This window comes from Pyrococcus horikoshii OT3, assembly GCF_000011105.1.
GTDB classification, from domain to species: domain Archaea; phylum Methanobacteriota_B; class Thermococci; order Thermococcales; family Thermococcaceae; genus Pyrococcus; species Pyrococcus horikoshii.
Map to the genome: position 1 here is coordinate 722,959 of NC_000961.1, position 15,330 is coordinate 738,288.

Annotated in this window: 20 protein-coding genes; 10 read left to right on the plus strand and 10 right to left on the minus strand. The window is 40.5% G+C overall.

The genetic code is table 11. The annotated features are described in order from the left end of the window. Positions 1 to 3: 3 nt before the first annotated feature. On the plus strand, positions 4 to 1,167 hold the full coding sequence (locus tag PH_RS03825; RefSeq protein WP_048053223.1) for an amidohydrolase: 1,164 nt from the start codon (positions 4 to 6) through the stop codon (positions 1,165 to 1,167). Positions 1,168 to 1,205: 38 nt separating this feature from the next. Here the strand turns inward: PH_RS03825 and PH_RS03830 are convergent, their stop codons facing one another. The 5 genes from PH_RS03830 to PH_RS03850 all read right to left on the minus strand — a co-directional run bounded on the left by PH_RS03830 (position 1,206) and on the right by PH_RS03850 (position 4,093). Then, positions 1,206 to 1,805: an adenosylcobinamide amidohydrolase gene (locus PH_RS03830; protein WP_010884908.1), complete on the minus strand. Its 600-nt coding sequence runs from the start codon at positions 1,803 to 1,805 to the stop codon at positions 1,206 to 1,208. Positions 1,806 to 1,834: 29 nt separating this feature from the next. After that, positions 1,835 to 2,296 (minus strand): hypothetical protein, encoded by a 462-nt coding sequence (locus tag PH_RS03835; RefSeq protein ID WP_010884909.1) that lies wholly within the window; start codon positions 2,294 to 2,296, stop codon positions 1,835 to 1,837. A 5-nt stretch (positions 2,297 to 2,301) separates the two neighbouring features. Next, positions 2,302 to 2,481, minus strand: a complete 180-nt coding sequence (locus PH_RS03840; protein ID WP_010884910.1) for a hypothetical protein — start codon at positions 2,479 to 2,481, stop codon at positions 2,302 to 2,304. A gap of 63 nt (positions 2,482 to 2,544) precedes the next feature. Continuing rightward, the gene (locus PH_RS03845; protein ID WP_010884911.1) at positions 2,545 to 3,651 is read right to left on the minus strand and encodes an anion transporter; all 1,107 of its coding nucleotides are present in this window, start codon (positions 3,649 to 3,651) and stop codon (positions 2,545 to 2,547) included. Next, positions 3,641 to 4,093: a hypothetical protein gene (locus PH_RS03850; RefSeq protein ID WP_048053225.1), complete on the minus strand. Its 453-nt coding sequence runs from the start codon at positions 4,091 to 4,093 to the stop codon at positions 3,641 to 3,643. Before PH_RS03850 ends, PH_RS03845 begins: the two co-directional genes overlap by 11 nt. Before the next feature lie 597 nt (positions 4,094 to 4,690). On the opposite strand from PH_RS03850, the gene PH_RS03855 reads away from it, so the two are divergent. Then, on the plus strand, positions 4,691 to 4,939 hold the full coding sequence (locus tag PH_RS03855; protein WP_010884913.1) for a hypothetical protein: 249 nt from the start codon (positions 4,691 to 4,693) through the stop codon (positions 4,937 to 4,939). Positions 4,940 to 5,018: 79 nt separating this feature from the next. Beyond that, entirely contained in the window at positions 5,019 to 5,441 is a 423-nt protein-coding gene (locus PH_RS03860) for an OsmC family protein (RefSeq protein ID WP_048053226.1), read from the plus strand. On the opposite strand, the gene PH_RS03865 is transcribed toward PH_RS03860, so the two are convergent. After that, a complete protein-coding gene (locus PH_RS03865) occupies positions 5,419 to 6,789 on the minus strand; it encodes a B12-binding domain-containing radical SAM protein (RefSeq protein WP_048053227.1) in 1,371 nt (456 codons plus the stop codon). The genes PH_RS03860 and PH_RS03865 overlap by 23 nt on opposite strands. 239 nt (positions 6,790 to 7,028) lie before the next feature. On the opposite strand from PH_RS03865, the gene PH_RS03870 reads away from it, so the two are divergent. Together PH_RS03870 and PH_RS03875 are read left to right on the plus strand one after the other, a co-directional pair. After that, positions 7,029 to 7,958 (plus strand): ATP-binding cassette domain-containing protein, encoded by a 930-nt coding sequence (locus PH_RS03870; RefSeq protein WP_048053228.1) that lies wholly within the window; start codon positions 7,029 to 7,031, stop codon positions 7,956 to 7,958. Beyond that, the gene (locus PH_RS03875; protein ID WP_048053229.1) at positions 7,951 to 8,691 is read left to right on the plus strand and encodes an ABC transporter permease; all 741 of its coding nucleotides are present in this window, start codon (positions 7,951 to 7,953) and stop codon (positions 8,689 to 8,691) included. Before PH_RS03870 ends, PH_RS03875 begins: the two co-directional genes overlap by 8 nt. Here the strand turns inward: PH_RS03875 and PH_RS03880 are convergent. Next, complete coding sequence (locus PH_RS03880; RefSeq protein ID WP_010884918.1) at positions 8,688 to 9,053, minus strand: NifB/NifX family molybdenum-iron cluster-binding protein; 366 nt, start codon at positions 9,051 to 9,053, stop codon at positions 8,688 to 8,690. The genes PH_RS03875 and PH_RS03880 overlap by 4 nt on opposite strands. A gap of 168 nt (positions 9,054 to 9,221) precedes the next feature. Between PH_RS03880 and PH_RS03885 the strand changes: the two genes are divergently transcribed. Both PH_RS03885 and PH_RS03890 read left to right on the plus strand, forming a co-directional pair. Continuing rightward, positions 9,222 to 9,725, plus strand: a complete 504-nt coding sequence (locus tag PH_RS03885; RefSeq protein ID WP_048053230.1) for a universal stress protein — start codon at positions 9,222 to 9,224, stop codon at positions 9,723 to 9,725. Further along, on the plus strand, positions 9,691 to 10,704 hold the full coding sequence (locus PH_RS03890) for an arsenic resistance protein (RefSeq protein WP_048053231.1): 1,014 nt from the start codon (positions 9,691 to 9,693) through the stop codon (positions 10,702 to 10,704). Before PH_RS03885 ends, PH_RS03890 begins: the two co-directional genes overlap by 35 nt. 22 nt (positions 10,705 to 10,726) lie before the next feature. Here PH_RS03890 and PH_RS03895 read toward each other — a convergent pair whose 3' ends face one another. Next, a complete protein-coding gene (locus tag PH_RS03895; protein ID WP_048053232.1) occupies positions 10,727 to 11,194 on the minus strand; it encodes a GbsR/MarR family transcriptional regulator in 468 nt (155 codons plus the stop codon). A gap of 72 nt (positions 11,195 to 11,266) precedes the next feature. Further along, a complete protein-coding gene (locus PH_RS03900; protein ID WP_010884922.1) occupies positions 11,267 to 11,584 on the minus strand; it encodes a hypothetical protein in 318 nt (105 codons plus the stop codon). A gap of 138 nt (positions 11,585 to 11,722) precedes the next feature. Here PH_RS03900 and PH_RS03905 point away from each other — a divergent pair, with 138 nt between their 5' ends. Next, on the plus strand, positions 11,723 to 13,378 hold the full coding sequence (locus PH_RS03905; RefSeq protein ID WP_048053233.1) for a radical SAM/SPASM domain-containing protein: 1,656 nt from the start codon (positions 11,723 to 11,725) through the stop codon (positions 13,376 to 13,378). Between the two features lie 638 nt (positions 13,379 to 14,016). Next, entirely contained in the window at positions 14,017 to 14,367 is a 351-nt protein-coding gene (locus PH_RS03910) for a gamma-glutamylcyclotransferase family protein (protein ID WP_010884924.1), read from the plus strand. A 132-nt stretch (positions 14,368 to 14,499) separates the two neighbouring features. On the opposite strand, the gene PH_RS03915 is transcribed toward PH_RS03910, so the two are convergent. Continuing rightward, positions 14,500 to 14,784 carry a hypothetical protein gene (locus PH_RS03915; protein ID WP_143522649.1) on the minus strand — a complete coding sequence of 95 codons (285 nt, stop codon included), beginning with the start codon at positions 14,782 to 14,784 and terminating at the stop codon, positions 14,500 to 14,502. Positions 14,785 to 15,075: 291 nt separating this feature from the next. Here PH_RS03915 and PH_RS09880 point away from each other — a divergent pair, with 291 nt between their 5' ends. Beyond that, entirely contained in the window at positions 15,076 to 15,222 is a 147-nt protein-coding gene (locus PH_RS09880) for a hypothetical protein (RefSeq protein ID WP_231833717.1), read from the plus strand. Positions 15,223 to 15,330: the final 108 nt, after the last annotated feature.

A 15,330-nucleotide genomic window follows, 5' to 3' on the forward strand; every position in this document is an offset into this window, starting at 1 on the left:
AATATGAAAGCCCTAGTTGGAGGAATTATTCTGCCAGTTTCTAGTCCCCCAATTAAAAATGGGGTTCTTCTATTTGATGAAGAATCGGGAAAGATAGTTGCCGTTGGCAAAAAAGAAGAAGTCACAATCCCAGAAGATGCGGAAATTATAGAGGCTCCCGGAAAGTATATTTCTCCAGGATTTGTTGATGCTCACAGTCATATTGGCATGATCCCAGATGGTCTTGAATGGGAATTCCAAGAAGCAAACGATTTTTACAGCCCCATAGCTCCGCACTTAAGAGCAGTGGATGGTTTCGATCCATACGATGAAGCCTTTAAAGAGGCAATAGCTGGGGGAGTAACAACGGTTGCTACGGGCCCAGGGAGCGCTAACGTTATGGGGGGAATTGGACTCCTGGCAAAAACTTATGAAGAGGGATTTGAGAAAATTATTAAACCTGAAGCCTTTATAAAGATGGCTTTAGGTCCAAAGAGACCCAGGGAATATAAGAGTAAATATCCATATCCAACCACTAGAATGGGAACTGTAGCACTCATGAGAACCTGGTTTAAGCGCGCGAGAGAGTTTATGGAAGGAAAAATTAAGACTGACAACATAGATGAAGAAGAAATTGAAATGTTGAGGTTACTTGCAAGGGCTTTGAAAAGGGAGATCCAAGTTAAAATACACCTTTCAACATCTCCAGATGAGATATATGCAGCTATCAGGATAATTAAGGAATTCAACTTAAATGCAACTATAGACCATGCCTTTGGAAGTCAACTTGTAGCTGATATGCTCAGCAGGGAGGGCATCCCAGTTATATATGGACCACCTATGATAACTAGAATCGCATCCTTCTTTAGGTACGTAGATGATAAAGCGCCAGTATTACTCTTCAAAAAAGGGGTCAACGTCTCAATAATGACAGATCATCCAGTATTACCCGAGAAGCACTTACGCTTATTAGCTGCTGTAGTTGCTAGAAATGGTTTATCACTAGATGATGCTCTGAAGCTGATCACAATAAACCCAGCTAAAGCTCTAGGGATTGATAGATTTGTAGGGAGTCTTGAGCCAGGAAAAGACGCAGATATAGTCATATCCTCAGATCATCCAATAAAGCCAACCTCCAAAATTGAAATTGTATTTGGGAGAGGAAGGGAGGTATATAAAGCGGATTAGCTTCCCTTATCTCTCCACTATGACATGCTAAGATCTCCCTAACTTTCTGCATTCTTAATTATCTCCCACTTTTTTATGCTTTCCTCTAGTGCACTCCTAACGGCCTTTCCAATGCTGATCCCTAGCTTTGTTGCAGTTCCAGACCATTCAACTTCTCCCTCTCTTGCAAATATTCCAATTCCATCGCTTGTTGTCCCAGTCGCATTGTAGCCAAGTCTTAGCAAAGTATAAGTTTTTGCTTCGGTGGCCGTCATCACAGCGTTAACCATTGCCCCAACGGTCAGCCCTTTATCTATAACTAAAGCTATGTTTATCGTTCCCATCTTCCATTTGTCAGGGTAATCTCCAGCTATGGCTGGATTCGATATTCCCGCAGTTACATAGGCTTCAACCCTCCAAACCTTTTTAATTGAGAGTACCTTCCCTACATCAACTGCTGTCATAAAGCCGACAAAATTCTTCAATCCCATGTTTCTCTCGAATTCTAGGCAATCCTTCTTATAGTCCCCAGAATAGTCTTTATCAACTTTCATGAAAAAGAAACCCCTTGCTCGAGTTAGCCCTCCTCTATGAGGGGCGTTACTGAGAGCTATTAACTCTTTATCAAAAACCCTGACAAAACTCTCATTCTCGTTCATTGTTTGTTTCCCCTAAAAAAGTAAAAAAATCACCATATAAGCACTTCATACTCCTCCTCATTTAATGAATCAATTACATTATCCCATTCACTGCTTGGGAACACCTCCCAAGACCAATCGTATTCCTCTGTAAAGTTTAGCGTCAAGGTTTTTATGAAACCATAAATCCTGAGAACGAAGAATATTGTAAAGTTACCCATTTCTTCTCCAATTTCCTCAAGTTCCCTTATCAAATCTCTAAGTTTAATCAGTCTTGATATCTGGTCTATTGTAAGCTTTTCTTGCCCGTTAATTCCCTGAAGCTCTTCAACCGTTCTCATTATATCCTCAATCTTATTCTCAATCTTTAACATTGTCTTAAAGTCATTTAGAACAGGACTATTGACACTATCGTAGTGCCCCAAGTACACAATTAGAGCCTTTTTAACGTTCTCATCGTCCTTCTTGGATCTTATCTTTACGACCACGTAGTAAGGTTCCTCCATCTTCATCCCCCCTAGTCAAAGTCCCATATCGTTCTTCCTTTATAAAATAGCATTACATATCCACAATTTTCGCAAATTACTATTTTAACCTTATGGGCCGTGAAGCCCCATTTACTATCAAGCTTTCCCTCTTCAATTCTAAACTTAGTTCCTCCACAGAGCGGACACTTTAGGTGTTTTCTTTCTTCCATTTGGTTTTCACCGGAAGGAATTACCTTACCTCAAATTAAGCTTTTTGTTTTAACCCTCCCAATTTAGGATCCTGAAATAGAGAGATGCAAAATGAAAATAGATAAAATAAGTGTTAACAGGAAGTATGGAACAGAATAACGATGAAACTTTCCTGTTTCTACCTCTCCTATTCTAATCGCAATGAGATTTGCTAGCGAACCTACTATTAGACCAGTTCCTCCGATGTTGACGCCAGCCGCTAAAGATATCCAATCCTTTCCTTCATTGAGAAGGAGAATCGTCGCTGGCACGTTGCTGACTAGCTGACTTAGAAAGGCAGAGGTCAGGAAGAGCTTGACACCAGAATTAGGGAAGGAAACTCCAGAAGAAGAAAGGATATGTGCGATCTCTCCAAAATCTACAAAAATGAATATAAACATCAGGAGAAGTCCCCAGTCAAAGCCAAAGAGAACTTCCCTCCCGATCAATAGGAACACTCCAAAGGTAATCGGAAAAGTCCAGAGTGCCTTTCCTCCTTGCGCAAAGGTTATATCTCCTACAAGGAGAATCATAGAAGTCCAGAGGAAAGAGGTATTGATATTTACTGGAGGAAGCTCTTTTCTCTCGATTTTGTCATTGAATATTAAATAAGCGAGGAATAGTAGTAGAAGAAGCCAAAGAAGGACAAAGGGTAACATTTCCAGAACGAAAGAATGGAAAGGGATTGCATAACTATTCCAGATTATGATATTCTGTGGATTCCCTATGGGAGTTAGCGCTGAGCCAATATTGGCCGCTATTGCTGAGAGAACTACGAGACTACTTAAATCTTCTTCTGAAACTTTGGAAATGGTAACTATGAGAGGAATGAAAATAAGCATAGCTGTATCGTTCATTATAATACTAGAAGAGAAAGCTATTGTTAGAAGGAGAATAAAGGCCAGCCTTCTCCCAGAGCCACCAGATACAGAGATAAGATAGGATGAGAGACGTGTAAAAATTCCTGACAGTTCTAATCCTCTCGAAACGAGTATTAGAGAGGCTATTAAAGAAATATTTCTCCAGTCTATCAAACCAGGTGTTCTCTGGAGGAGAGAATTATCTCTTAAAAGGAGGATTAAGTAAAGAAAAATAAGAGTAAAGAGGAACCACTCTTTCTTTACAAAGTCTCTAATTCCTTCATAATCCATGGCGCCTTATCTCCTCTGTTAGTCTATAATCAGGTATAATTTCTTTTCCATCTGCGGAGACACGGATGTGAAGAATTATAAAGCTTTTCCACGCTACTGGCACGATCCAGCAATTTTCAGGTTCTCTGAACTCTGCCGCTGGGAGAATTTTGGCTTCCTCCAGAATTTTTTCCACTTTCTCTTCAATCTCTCCAACTTCTCCCGCTCTTGAACTTCTAGGACAGCCTTTGGGGAGGGGCCTCTCCTTTTTGGGATCATAGTGAAGTCTATCAATAGCAAAATTCAAGTATAGAATTGGAACATCAACTCCATCAGGCTTTATTAGTGGTTTTCCCACCCTAAAGAGCGGAAGAGCATTCCTAACAAGTTTAATAGCTTTCTCTGCATTCTCAACCTCAACAACCCTATCGCATGGTTTGCTATGAAATGGGGGAAATGGCATGTACTTCACCAGATTTCTAAGTGGGGGAATGTATATATTTGTCTTGCTTGAGCATACCTAGCCTAATAACATAGATGGACTTTAGGTACTTCAAAAGGAATGTCTGCTCAAGTATGCTTGCTCTTTAGAACCCAAGAGCATCAAATATGAGCACAAATTACCCCTGTCTGGTATCATCGGAAGCCCAACTCTATCATTGTGGTGATGTAATTGTAGAATCTTACCTTAAAAATCTCTCAAAAATGAAACACTTTTAAAAATGAACCTATACCAAGAGAGCCCACAGAAAGCCCCTCGTGATATTTTATACTTGTTGAGCAAAGAAAAAGTTTGAAAAGACCAAGCTTGAAGCTTCGGTTCTTAAAGGCGGCGATAGTTCAAGTTGGATAAAATGGGTGTCATTTAGATCAAGTTTACTGAGACTTAACTTTTTTTACCTTAGCTTAATTTCTATAAAAATAAACTAACATATAATACAATATAGCTAGGTATAATAGTAGTTATTATAACAAAATAAAAACGAAGTATTTAATATAAACTATTATTTAATAGAATTTTGGCAAAATAATTAAACGAATATAGTAGGAGGGGGAACATATGAATACGGGAATCGGAGCACTAATTTTAATTTCTTCCTTAATAATTTTGAACCTCCTACTCTGGGAAGAAGAGAAAAGATACAAGAAAGAAGTAATAAGGGGGCTTGCATACCTAATAGTTGGAAGCATTCTCTGGAAAGCTGGATGGAAAGTGGATCCAGTTGTAGTCATAGTTCTACCAGCAATTACCATAATCTCCTGGGGTTTAATGGACTTAATTCAACTAGATAGATCATCAGAGAGTTAAAAGAAAAGTTGAAGTGAGGTTCAACTATGAACAGGGTAAAACTTATGGCTTGAAACCAAATTCAAATATGGGGATAACTATGGAAAGGCTCGAATATCAAGCCGAGCTTACATGGGATGGAAACGTTGGGAGTAGAGCTAAAGTAAGAGAGTTCGAGTTCTCAATCGATACGAATACAGATGGTTTTAATAAAGGACCTAATCCCACAGAGTACCTTTTGGCAGCACTTGGAGGTTGTCTAACTGTTAATTGGGGTAGATTGATTAAGAAGATGAGGCTGAACGTCGAGAGCATGAAGATTACGGTTTCCGGTTGGAGAAGCAGAGATGAACCTCAGCTCAAGGAGATAAGATACAAGGTTAGAATAGTTACAAACGAGCCGGAAAAGAAAATTTTGAGGGTTAAAGAACTTGCCGAAAAATATGGGACGGTTTTCAACACCGTAGGGAAGGAAAAGATAAAAGGTGAAGTTGAAATTGTCAGGCCTGATAGTAAACCCTAAGTAGTCCCCTTATGGCCCTCTTAATTATGAAGCCATGATGCTCAAATATATCCTTGATTAACACTTTTGGTCTTAAGTAGAAGGAGATGTAAGCCTTCCTTAATAACTTAGATATCTGCTCGGAGGTGAAATGCTTCAGCTTCATAACGGGGTCGATCGTAGTGTACTTCCTCCAATTCATTGTGAGCAGCAAATTGTTGGCTATAGCGTACTCCCAAAGCCTCGTTCCAGGATAGGGAGTTGCTATCGTGAACTGAGCATAGTCTATATCGAGCTTCTTAGCAAACTTTATCGTGGCCTCGACTTCTTCCCTAGTTTCATCCGGGAACCCTATTATAAAGGATCCCAAAGCGTGAAGGCCAAACTTCTTTGCAGTTTTAACGGCATCAATTGATTGCTGTGGAGTTATTCCTTTCCCTATAAACTCAAGTATCCTGGGGGATGCTGATTCTATTCCAAAGTACACTGTGTGACAGCCGCCCTCCTTCATAGCTTTGGCAACCTTCTCATTGAATGTATTGACCCTAGAAGAGGCCGTCCAACTTATATCAAGACCTTCCTGCTTTATCCTTAGAGATATGTCAATGGCCCTCTTCTTGTTCAGCGTAAAGGTATCGTCTAAGAACTCTATTTCTTTGATCCCGTATTCATAGTGAAGTATCGAGAGCTCTTCGATAACCCTCTCTACGCTGTGCCCCCTCCATCTCTTCCCAAATTGTAGTGAAGAAGAACAGAACACGCAGTTAAAGGGACATCCTCTACTGGTCATTACTACACCAAAGGGGACTCCATCGGCTTTGTATTTATCCATTGGAAGTAAGTCGTATGAAGGAATTGGGATCTCATCCACGTTCTGGATTAAAGGCCTGGGTGGCTCGTTTCTCACCTTCCCATTTTCCTTATAAGAAAGGCCTAGGATACCCTTGAGTTCCCTACCCTTACTTAGGGCATCCACCAGCTCTTTAAATGTTAGTTCTCCCTCTCCCCTGACAACTGCATCAATGCATGGGCACTCTCTCATTGTAAGCTCTGGAGTGAAAGTGACGTGAGGTCCGCCCATAACGACAAAAACGTTCTCGTTGATGTTCTTTGCTATTTTAGCAACGGTGTAAGCGTCGTACATTGCCGAGGTTGTAGCAGTTATCCCAACTATGTCCGGGTCAAACTTCTTTATTATCTTAGCTATGTCAGAGAACGTTAGATCCTCAGCTAGGCCATCGATTATTTTAACGTCATGCTCCTCCCTTACCATTGAAGCTAGATAGGCAAGCCCCAAGGGAGGTCCAGTAGTTCCAACAACTCGCTTTATTGCACTCTCTGTTGGCGGTAGAACTAAGAGGATCTTCATTACTTTCACCCTCTCTGAATATTCATTAGGTTTTGATATGTCATTCGTAAATAAAATTTATCTGGACAGATCTGAATAACAAAGAGGTAATCTAAAAATTTGTTCTTAGCCCAGATTTATCGAAATTCATGGGATCCCAGGAAATGCAAAATTCTTAAAATATCTTCACATGAATTCAATTTCGAAAAATTTATGCGGGGATAATAAATACCCGAAGGTATAGCAGAGGAGTGATAAAAATGAACGTCGTTATCGAGGCCATAAATCTAACTAAATATTATGGTAACTTTCCAGCAGTTAGGGGGGTTACCTTTTCCGTCAATGAAGGTGAAGTCTTCGGCTTCCTAGGCCCTAATGGGGCCGGGAAGACCACAACTATAAGAATGCTAACGGGCGTGCTAAAACCTACCTCCGGTCAAGTAAGAGTCTTGGGATACGATATGACTCGCGAGCCTGAAAAACTTAAAGCTCGGCAGAGAATGGGGATCGTTCCAGAAATGGCCAATCCTTATATTGATCTAACGGCTATGCAGAACCTTAAGCTCATGGGAGAGCTCTATGGTTTGCCGAAGTGGGAAATAGAAAAGAGAAGTATAGAATTACTAAAACTCTTCGAGCTTTACGAGAAGAGAAATATTAAGGTAAGAGGCTTTTCGAAGGGAATGAGACAAAGGTTAGTTTTAGCCATGGCCATGATAGCAGATCCCGAACTATACTTTCTTGACGAACCTACAAGCGGCCTTGATGTAATAAGTGCACGCATAATAAAGGATATAATCAGGGATGAGAAGAAAGCTGGAAAAACTATCTTCTTAACGACTCATAATATGAATGATGCAAATGAGCTCTGCGAGAGGATAGGAATAATTAGGAAAGGGAAGCTCGTGGCCATAGATACCCCAGAGGGCCTGAAAAGACTTACTAAGGAGCATCTTTCCGTTGAAGTTTCACTTAAGCCAATGATGTTTGACCCATCAGTCTTAAGTTCAGCACTCCGAGTTGAAAGGTTAGGGGACAAAGTAAAAATTTACACAAATGATCCAGATAAAACAGTAAAGGAAATCGTAGAATACGCTAAGGAAAGAAAATTAAAGATAGTAAGTATCAGAACTTTGTCCCCAAGTCTCGAAGATGTGTTCGTAGAGATAATAGGTGGTAAAAATGATTGAACAGCTAAAACGATCGTTTGCTGTAGCCAAGAAGGATATGCTGATCTTCTATCTGAAGGGTCCAGTAATAATAATGGGACTCATCTTTCCCTTCTTCCTCTTCCTTGCATTCTTCATTGGTAGAAACCTTGAAAAAGCCCAACTTTTCACCGCCTTAATTTCAATGACGGCTTTCTTCACGAGTACCGCAGTTGGACCTACGATAATTCCTTGGGAGTGCCGTGGTCGAACGTTTGAAAGATTAATAACTGCACCCGTCTCCCTAACAACTGTCTTACTCGGAGATCTTCAAGCATCATTTTACTTTGGAACGGCTATAACCTTCATAATCTCAACCGTGGCAATCTTTATACTTTCAATAAGGCCTAACCTCCAAATATTTCTAGTAGCAACAATTCTAGCTATATTAACTTTCTCGGCAATGACGATTCTAATGTCCTCTTACCCACCAACCGATGTTCCCGCAGATATCATGATGCTATCCTCACTTGTTAAGTTCTCCCTCCTGTTTATAAGTGGAATCTTCGTTCCCTTAAAGGATCTACCAAAATATGCACGGTGGATTTCATACGCTTCGCCCTTAACTTATTACGTAGATGCACTAAGGAACTCCCTTGGAGATGGATGCTTACCTCTATGGATAGATTTTGGAATGCTAGCACTCTTCGGGATCTTATTCTTTTTAAGTGGAGTTGCAATTCATAAAAAGGTGTTAGAGAGGAGATTTACTTAGTGCTCCTTTTCTATCTTTTCCTTCCAGTCGTAATCTATCTTAAGTTTCCCACCTATGAACGCCTTGATAACATCACTAATCCTTCCGTAAACCCCAGTTACAACGCTTATCCCTAAGGAATTGAAGTACTCAATAGCCCTCCTACCAATCCCATATGTCAGAACAATTTTTGCACCATGATCTTTTATGAAATTTGGCAGATCTCCGGGCCCATGTTCTTCAAAGGGAACTTCAACGACTTCAACATTCTTTACGTCCTCCCCTTCGATATCCACAAATACAAAGTACCTGGATCTTCCAAAGTGCTTAGAAACATTGCTCTTGATCCCTCTATCATCTTCCGCCGGAATTGCCACCCTCATGTAATCGCCCAATCTATGAAAAAATGCTCATATAAATAAACCTTTTCATAACTTAGGTCATTTAAACTTGTCTTTAGTTACACATTTTTGCCCAGTAAAGTTTAAATGTGTTCGATATATCTGACATATAAAGGAAATGTAAAATGAAAATTATGTCAGGTGATATTCATGTTCAGGAAAGTTCTATTTCCAACGGATTTCAGTGAGGGAGCATACAGAGCAGTCGAAGTATTTGAAAAGAGAAATAAAATGGAAGTTGGGGAGGTTATACTCCTCCACGTCATTGACGAAGGTACCCTAGAGGAGCTCATGGATGGTTACTCTTTCTTTTATGATAATGCAGAGATTGAGCTCAAAGATATCAAGGAAAAGCTCAAGGAGGAGGCCTCAAGAAAGCTTCAAGAGAAGGCTGAAGAAGTTAAGAGAGCATTCAGGGCAAAAAATGTTAGGACTATAATTAGATTTGGAATTCCCTGGGATGAAATCGTGAAAGTTGCTGAAGAGGAGAACGTCTCTTTAATAATTCTTCCGAGTAGGGGTAAGTTAAGCTTATCTCATGAATTCCTGGGCTCAACTGTCATGCGTGTTTTGAGAAAAACGAAGAAGCCTGTTTTAATAATAAAGGAGGTGGATGAAAATGAATTGGCTAAAACTAAAGGAACATCTGGATAAATTCCTCCCAGTTTACGTTACGATTTCGATGCTACTAGGATTCTACGTGGGAAACCATGTAAACCTTAAACCCTACCACAACCTCCTCAAAACCCTAAATATGCTAGTCGTTATCAGCATGATCTACCCAATGATGATAAACCTCCGCGTGGAGGAACTTAAAAACACTGTAAAGCTTGGAAAGCAACTGGTAGTAGCATTAGCTATGGGACTAATAATCTCCCCCCTAATAATGTATGGGGCAATATGGATAGTCAAGCTCTTCCACCCAATAGATCATACACTTGCCCTAGGACTCCTTCTAGCTGTTGTCGTTCCCTGCTCTTCAATGAGCATTGCATACACCGGCTTCACGAAAGGAAACCTCGAACTTGCAACGATAGTCGTTGCACTAAGCTTTACCCTAGCAATAGTCACCGTCCCAGGATGGCTGAAGGTGTTCGCTTCAAGTTATCACGTGGCTATATCGGCATGGCTACTAATTAAGACAATCCTAATAGTTGTCATAACCCCCATGATACTGGGTATCCTAACCAGGAGCTACCTAATTAGAAAACTCGGCCCAGATGGGTTCCTAAGGATAAGGCCAGCATTCCCCGCAATCTCTCTCCTGGGAATGTACACGATAGTCTTCCTGATCTTCATGGAGAAGGCCAAGCTCATCGCTAGTAAAGCAAGTATTGTGGGAATAGCCCTCATTCCTCTAGTGATATACTATTCAACAGCATTGATCTTCATGACCCTGATTGACAGGGCCCTTGGAATTCCCTACAAGGATCACATGGCCATAACCTTTACCTCAGTTGGAAAAAACGAAGGAACGGCGATGGCTATAGCCCTAACCGCTGGAACTGGATTGATGGCCATAGCTCCAGCAATAACTCCAGTGGTTCAGATCCCGTTCCTTGTAGGTTACGTCAAAGCCTGGAGGGGTATTGCAGGGCTCTGGAACTGTAGGATAACTGCAACTCCCGATTGATAACTAGAAGAAAAGGGTAGGATTATCTTTTGAGACATTCGCTTTCCTTTTCTTCTAATTCTATTATCTTCTTAAGGACGCATTCCAAGGTTGAGAGGTCTGAAAGAATATCTTTAAAGCGAGATTTTTCATCTTCATTAGAATTCTCGGAAAGCTTAATTACTATCTCCTTTAGGGGCTTTATTTCCCTTTCAAGGATTTCCTTTGGTTGCTGAAGAAACTTCTCCAGAAATGCGGGAACAGCATAGAAGTATTTAGTCTTTTTCTCCTTAGTATAGGTGACAAGATATTCCCTAGATAACTTTGAAAGGGCCATTGAAACTGAAGACCTACTAAGACCTGTTATTTTTGTAAGTTCAGATATTGTAAGAGGTTTACTACTTAAAAGAAGAATTGCATATATTTTTCCCCCAGTCCTGTCGTATCCCCATCTTTCCATCAACCTCTCAACAAGTTCTATAAACTTCCTCTCCTCCTGCTTCATCCTCATCATTTACCCCCTAAAAATTAAAGCATAAGGATGTATTTTAAAAATTTAATTAAAAGAAAAAAAGAAAATTACTCAAGAGGTCCCATAAGCTATCATTGCTCCACCTATCAGTGAAATCCATGCACCTATTGTCCAAAAGCCGCCATCGAAGGGCATAGTTATCAAAGCTAGCACCACTATTGTCCACCCAATGGCCTTCTTGTTACTCTTGTAGTAATAAGCCAGGGCCATAATGGTCAAGCTCAGGATTATCTCTATCCACCCTACTGCTGAAACTCCACCATAGTGCCAGCCGTAGAAGGTTTTGTTTGCAAGGACTAATATTCCGTCAAGCAATATCAACAGCCCACCAAGGATTGCAGTCCACATTCCACTCTTTGCGGAAACCATCTCAGGTCACCTCGATAATACCTCCTCCCCAATACTATTTAAATTTTTCGGATATATTAGATATGTCAAAAATATCTGACATATCTCAACCATAAAGTTTATCACAAGGAACAGAACAAGCTAAACAGGGGGGTAATGATGACGGAGGACTTCTTAAGTGAGGCCTTGGAGGAACCATTTCCAAAGGCCATGAACACAACGCCCTCATCCTCAAAGAGTGGAGGGAGTCAAGTAACTACGGCCCTCAAAGCATTCAAGATAATCCTGGGAAATCCATTGGCCAGGGCCCTACTGCGACCAATGCTTAAGAAGTACAAGATAAACGGTAGGGAATTACCAGCCTTATACTGGGCCCTTAGCATATATGCAGGGGAAACTATAAAATGTCCTCTAATGTTAAGATTTCAAGCCGATGTCCTCAAGCTTCTCCTAAAGCTCGGTATAAAGCTAGCCAGAGGAGATGAGGAGGCAGTAAAGGAGGCCTTACTCAGAGATCCCCACATAAGGAGAGGAATATGGGTAGTATTGGAAGGAATAGCAAAATACGGAGTCACGGTTCCGCAAAAACTAGCAGCTCCCTTCCTAATAGTTTGGAACTTCACGAACATGTGCAACTTCAGGTGTAAACACTGCTACCAAAGGGCCGATAAGCCACTACCAAGTGAACTTTCACTGGAAGAAAAGCTTATGCTAGTTGATCAGTTAGATAGGGCCGGAGTAGCTGCCGTAGCCTTAAGCGGTGGAGAACCGACGATACATCCACACTTCTTAAGGATAGTAAAGGAGCTCTCAAGCAGGGGGATACATACCTCAGTAGCAACCAACGGGTGGACGTTCGCAGATAAGGAGAAACTTGAGGAAGCCGTAAAAGCCGGACTTAAGTACGTTGAAATCAGCGTTGATTCAGCAAAGCCAGAGAAGCATGATGAATTCAGGGGAATTCCTGGGGCTTGGGAAAGGGCTATTAAAGCTTTGGAAAATGCTGTTGAGATCGGAGTAAGTCACGGAATGGCCGTAATAATGGACAAGGAAACTTACCAGGAAATGGACGACATCCTGGACTTAGCAGAGAGCATTGGGGTAAAGAGGGTTATCTTCTTCAACCTAGTTCCAACTGGAAGGGCCGAGGATATGGTTAAGGTCGACCTAACACCGGAAGAGAGGGAGGAGTTCTTGAAGGAACTTTATCACCAGATGAAGAAGAGGAAGCTAGAGATCCTAACGACTGCACCACAGTACGCTAGGGTAACGTTAATTGAATCCCAAGGGAAGAATGTTAGCCCAGCTCACTTCTACGTGGGCCAAAATACTGCCGTGAAAACACTAGCTGAATTCATAGGTGGGTGCGGTGCTGGAAGAATATACGCGGGTATTGAACCTGACGGGACAGTAGTTCCCTGCGTATTCCTCCCGTTACCTGTTGGAAATGTGAGAGTTAAACCTTTCAAGGAGATATGGGAAAACAGCAGAATATTTAACCTGCTAAGGGATAGGGATAACTTCACAGGACAGTGTAAGAAGTGTCCCTACAGGAATATCTGTGGTGGATGTAGAGCTAGGGCTTACCACTACACCCTTGATCTCCTGGGGGATGACCCAGGATGTATAATAAACAAGAGGGTTTGGGAAGACATAGTTAAGTATGGTAAGCCAAGGGCTTTAAGTGAAGTAAACTGGGTGGATGAAAGCGTCGTCCTCCGTGTCCCAATACTTAACATCCCAAGGTACTACAGGGCCGTAGAGGAAGTTGGTGAAAAGTTAATTCAAAAGGAAGGTGAAAAAGTTCATGCTTGAGAGTGTTAAAATTTTCAAGTTTTTTACAATCTTCCTTTAATCCATTAATATACTCTAAGTAGTAAAAATTGCATCTTTTATACTACCTTCAATCGTATTTAATATTTGTTTTAGATAAGCCACATTCTTTATCCATTTTTCTTATTACGATATAACGTGATAATCGGGAAAAGGGGCTTAATTTACCCTCTCTTTGATGTTCATTTTTATACATTACTTTAGATATAAGGCTGATTATATCTAAAGTAATGTATAAAAATGAACATAAAGAAGTCCAAAAATTTGGAATAAAGCATATGGGTTTATAGCTGGAGACCAATCTTCCGTTTGGAGAAGTCCTAATATAAGAAGATGTGTAAATAGGTTTTTCTTAAACGTTACTGAAAACCTGAAAAATGGTACTTTAAGGAAAGCAATAAGCCTACAGCTGAGAGATCCTCCACTTCTAAGCTCTGTAGACTAATAGACAAGTTTTCTAAAGAAATGTAGTTGCAAAATAGGCAAATTCTACCTAAGAAATAGTAGGATAAAGGCAAACAAGTTAAATATCGTTTTGAATCATAGCCGCTATCCAGTATATCACTCCATATGTCCAGATCAAGGGAACTCTTAATAAACTTAAGCTCCAACCTCTTTATATGTCTTATAAGGAAAAGAGCGTGAGAATAGCTGTGTATGGAACTTTAAGAAAAGGAAAACCGTTACACTGGTACCTCAAAGGAGCTAAATTCCTGGGCGAGGACTGGATCGAGGGGTATCAGCTATATTTTGAGTATTTACCCTATGCCGTCAAGGGAAAAGGAAAGCTCAAGGTTGAGGTTTACGAAGTTGACAAGGAAACATTTGAAAGAATTAACGAGATTGAAATAGGAACCGGGTACAGATTAGTTGAGGTAAGCACTAAGTTTGGCAAGGCTTTCTTGTGGGAGTGGGGGAGTAAACCTAGAGGAAAAAGGATAAAAAGTGGTGATTTCGATGAGATTAGATGAGTATCGATGAGGCGCGTGAGTTTATGGGTACTACAGCTTTCAGTGTAGGAAACTAGTATCACACTCACTTGAAGATAACATAACAGCTTGACAGCCTGGTACTCAGTCCCCATTAAAATTTTTAATCTCTTTCTAAAACATCTTCAAAAGCTTTTCACACCCATATGGTGCTGGTGGTACATAACTCTTTTTTTGTGGAATTGAGAGTAGCCTCCTTGCTAACGGCCACTCTCTTCCGTCAATTTGCTTTACCATTTTTTCAGCCTCTTCTGGCTTTAGATTTCCTTCAATAAAGTCAAGCGCTATCCTGAGGGCGTAAGCATCTGTGTAATAATCTCCCGTCATCTCCATAATCCTGGTAATACCATCATCATACAAGGAGATATCGTCAAATTCATGTTGAGTTGAGTAATGCAAGCAAATTGAAGTGACCATGCATTTAACAGCTTCTTTTTTTCATTCCCAAAGAGGCATAGGTTGGTCCCAAATTATGCAAGATAAGTCCCCTCTCTTCAGGAGTTTTTGCATACTTTAGAGCTTTTTAAGTATTGGTAACGCCTTTTGGAAGCGGTCAATCTCGTAGTAATGAGTTCCCAGGTTATTAAGTGTTATTGAGTGATACTCTGGAATAACTCCTAATTTTATTGCTTTTTCTTCGAGCTCAACGGCAAGTGAAGGGTTTGAATGTTATACATAAAGTATAATACCATGCCAATAACTTTTGTAGATAGGGAGAGTGAACTTAAAGAGTTAGAAAACTCGCCTTCTAAGAGAATTTCAAAAGATAAAAAGAACCTTCTTCTTTATATTCCCCGAGGCAATAAAAGGAGAGGAGATTCAAATGAAAAAATTTAAGTATACAGGGGCAGATTTTCTTGGGATGAATTCATTAGAAAGTTAAAACGGATAACTGTTTTGACCTTCTAAAGTATTTAGCTGAGAAAGTTGATGACTGTCCCATAG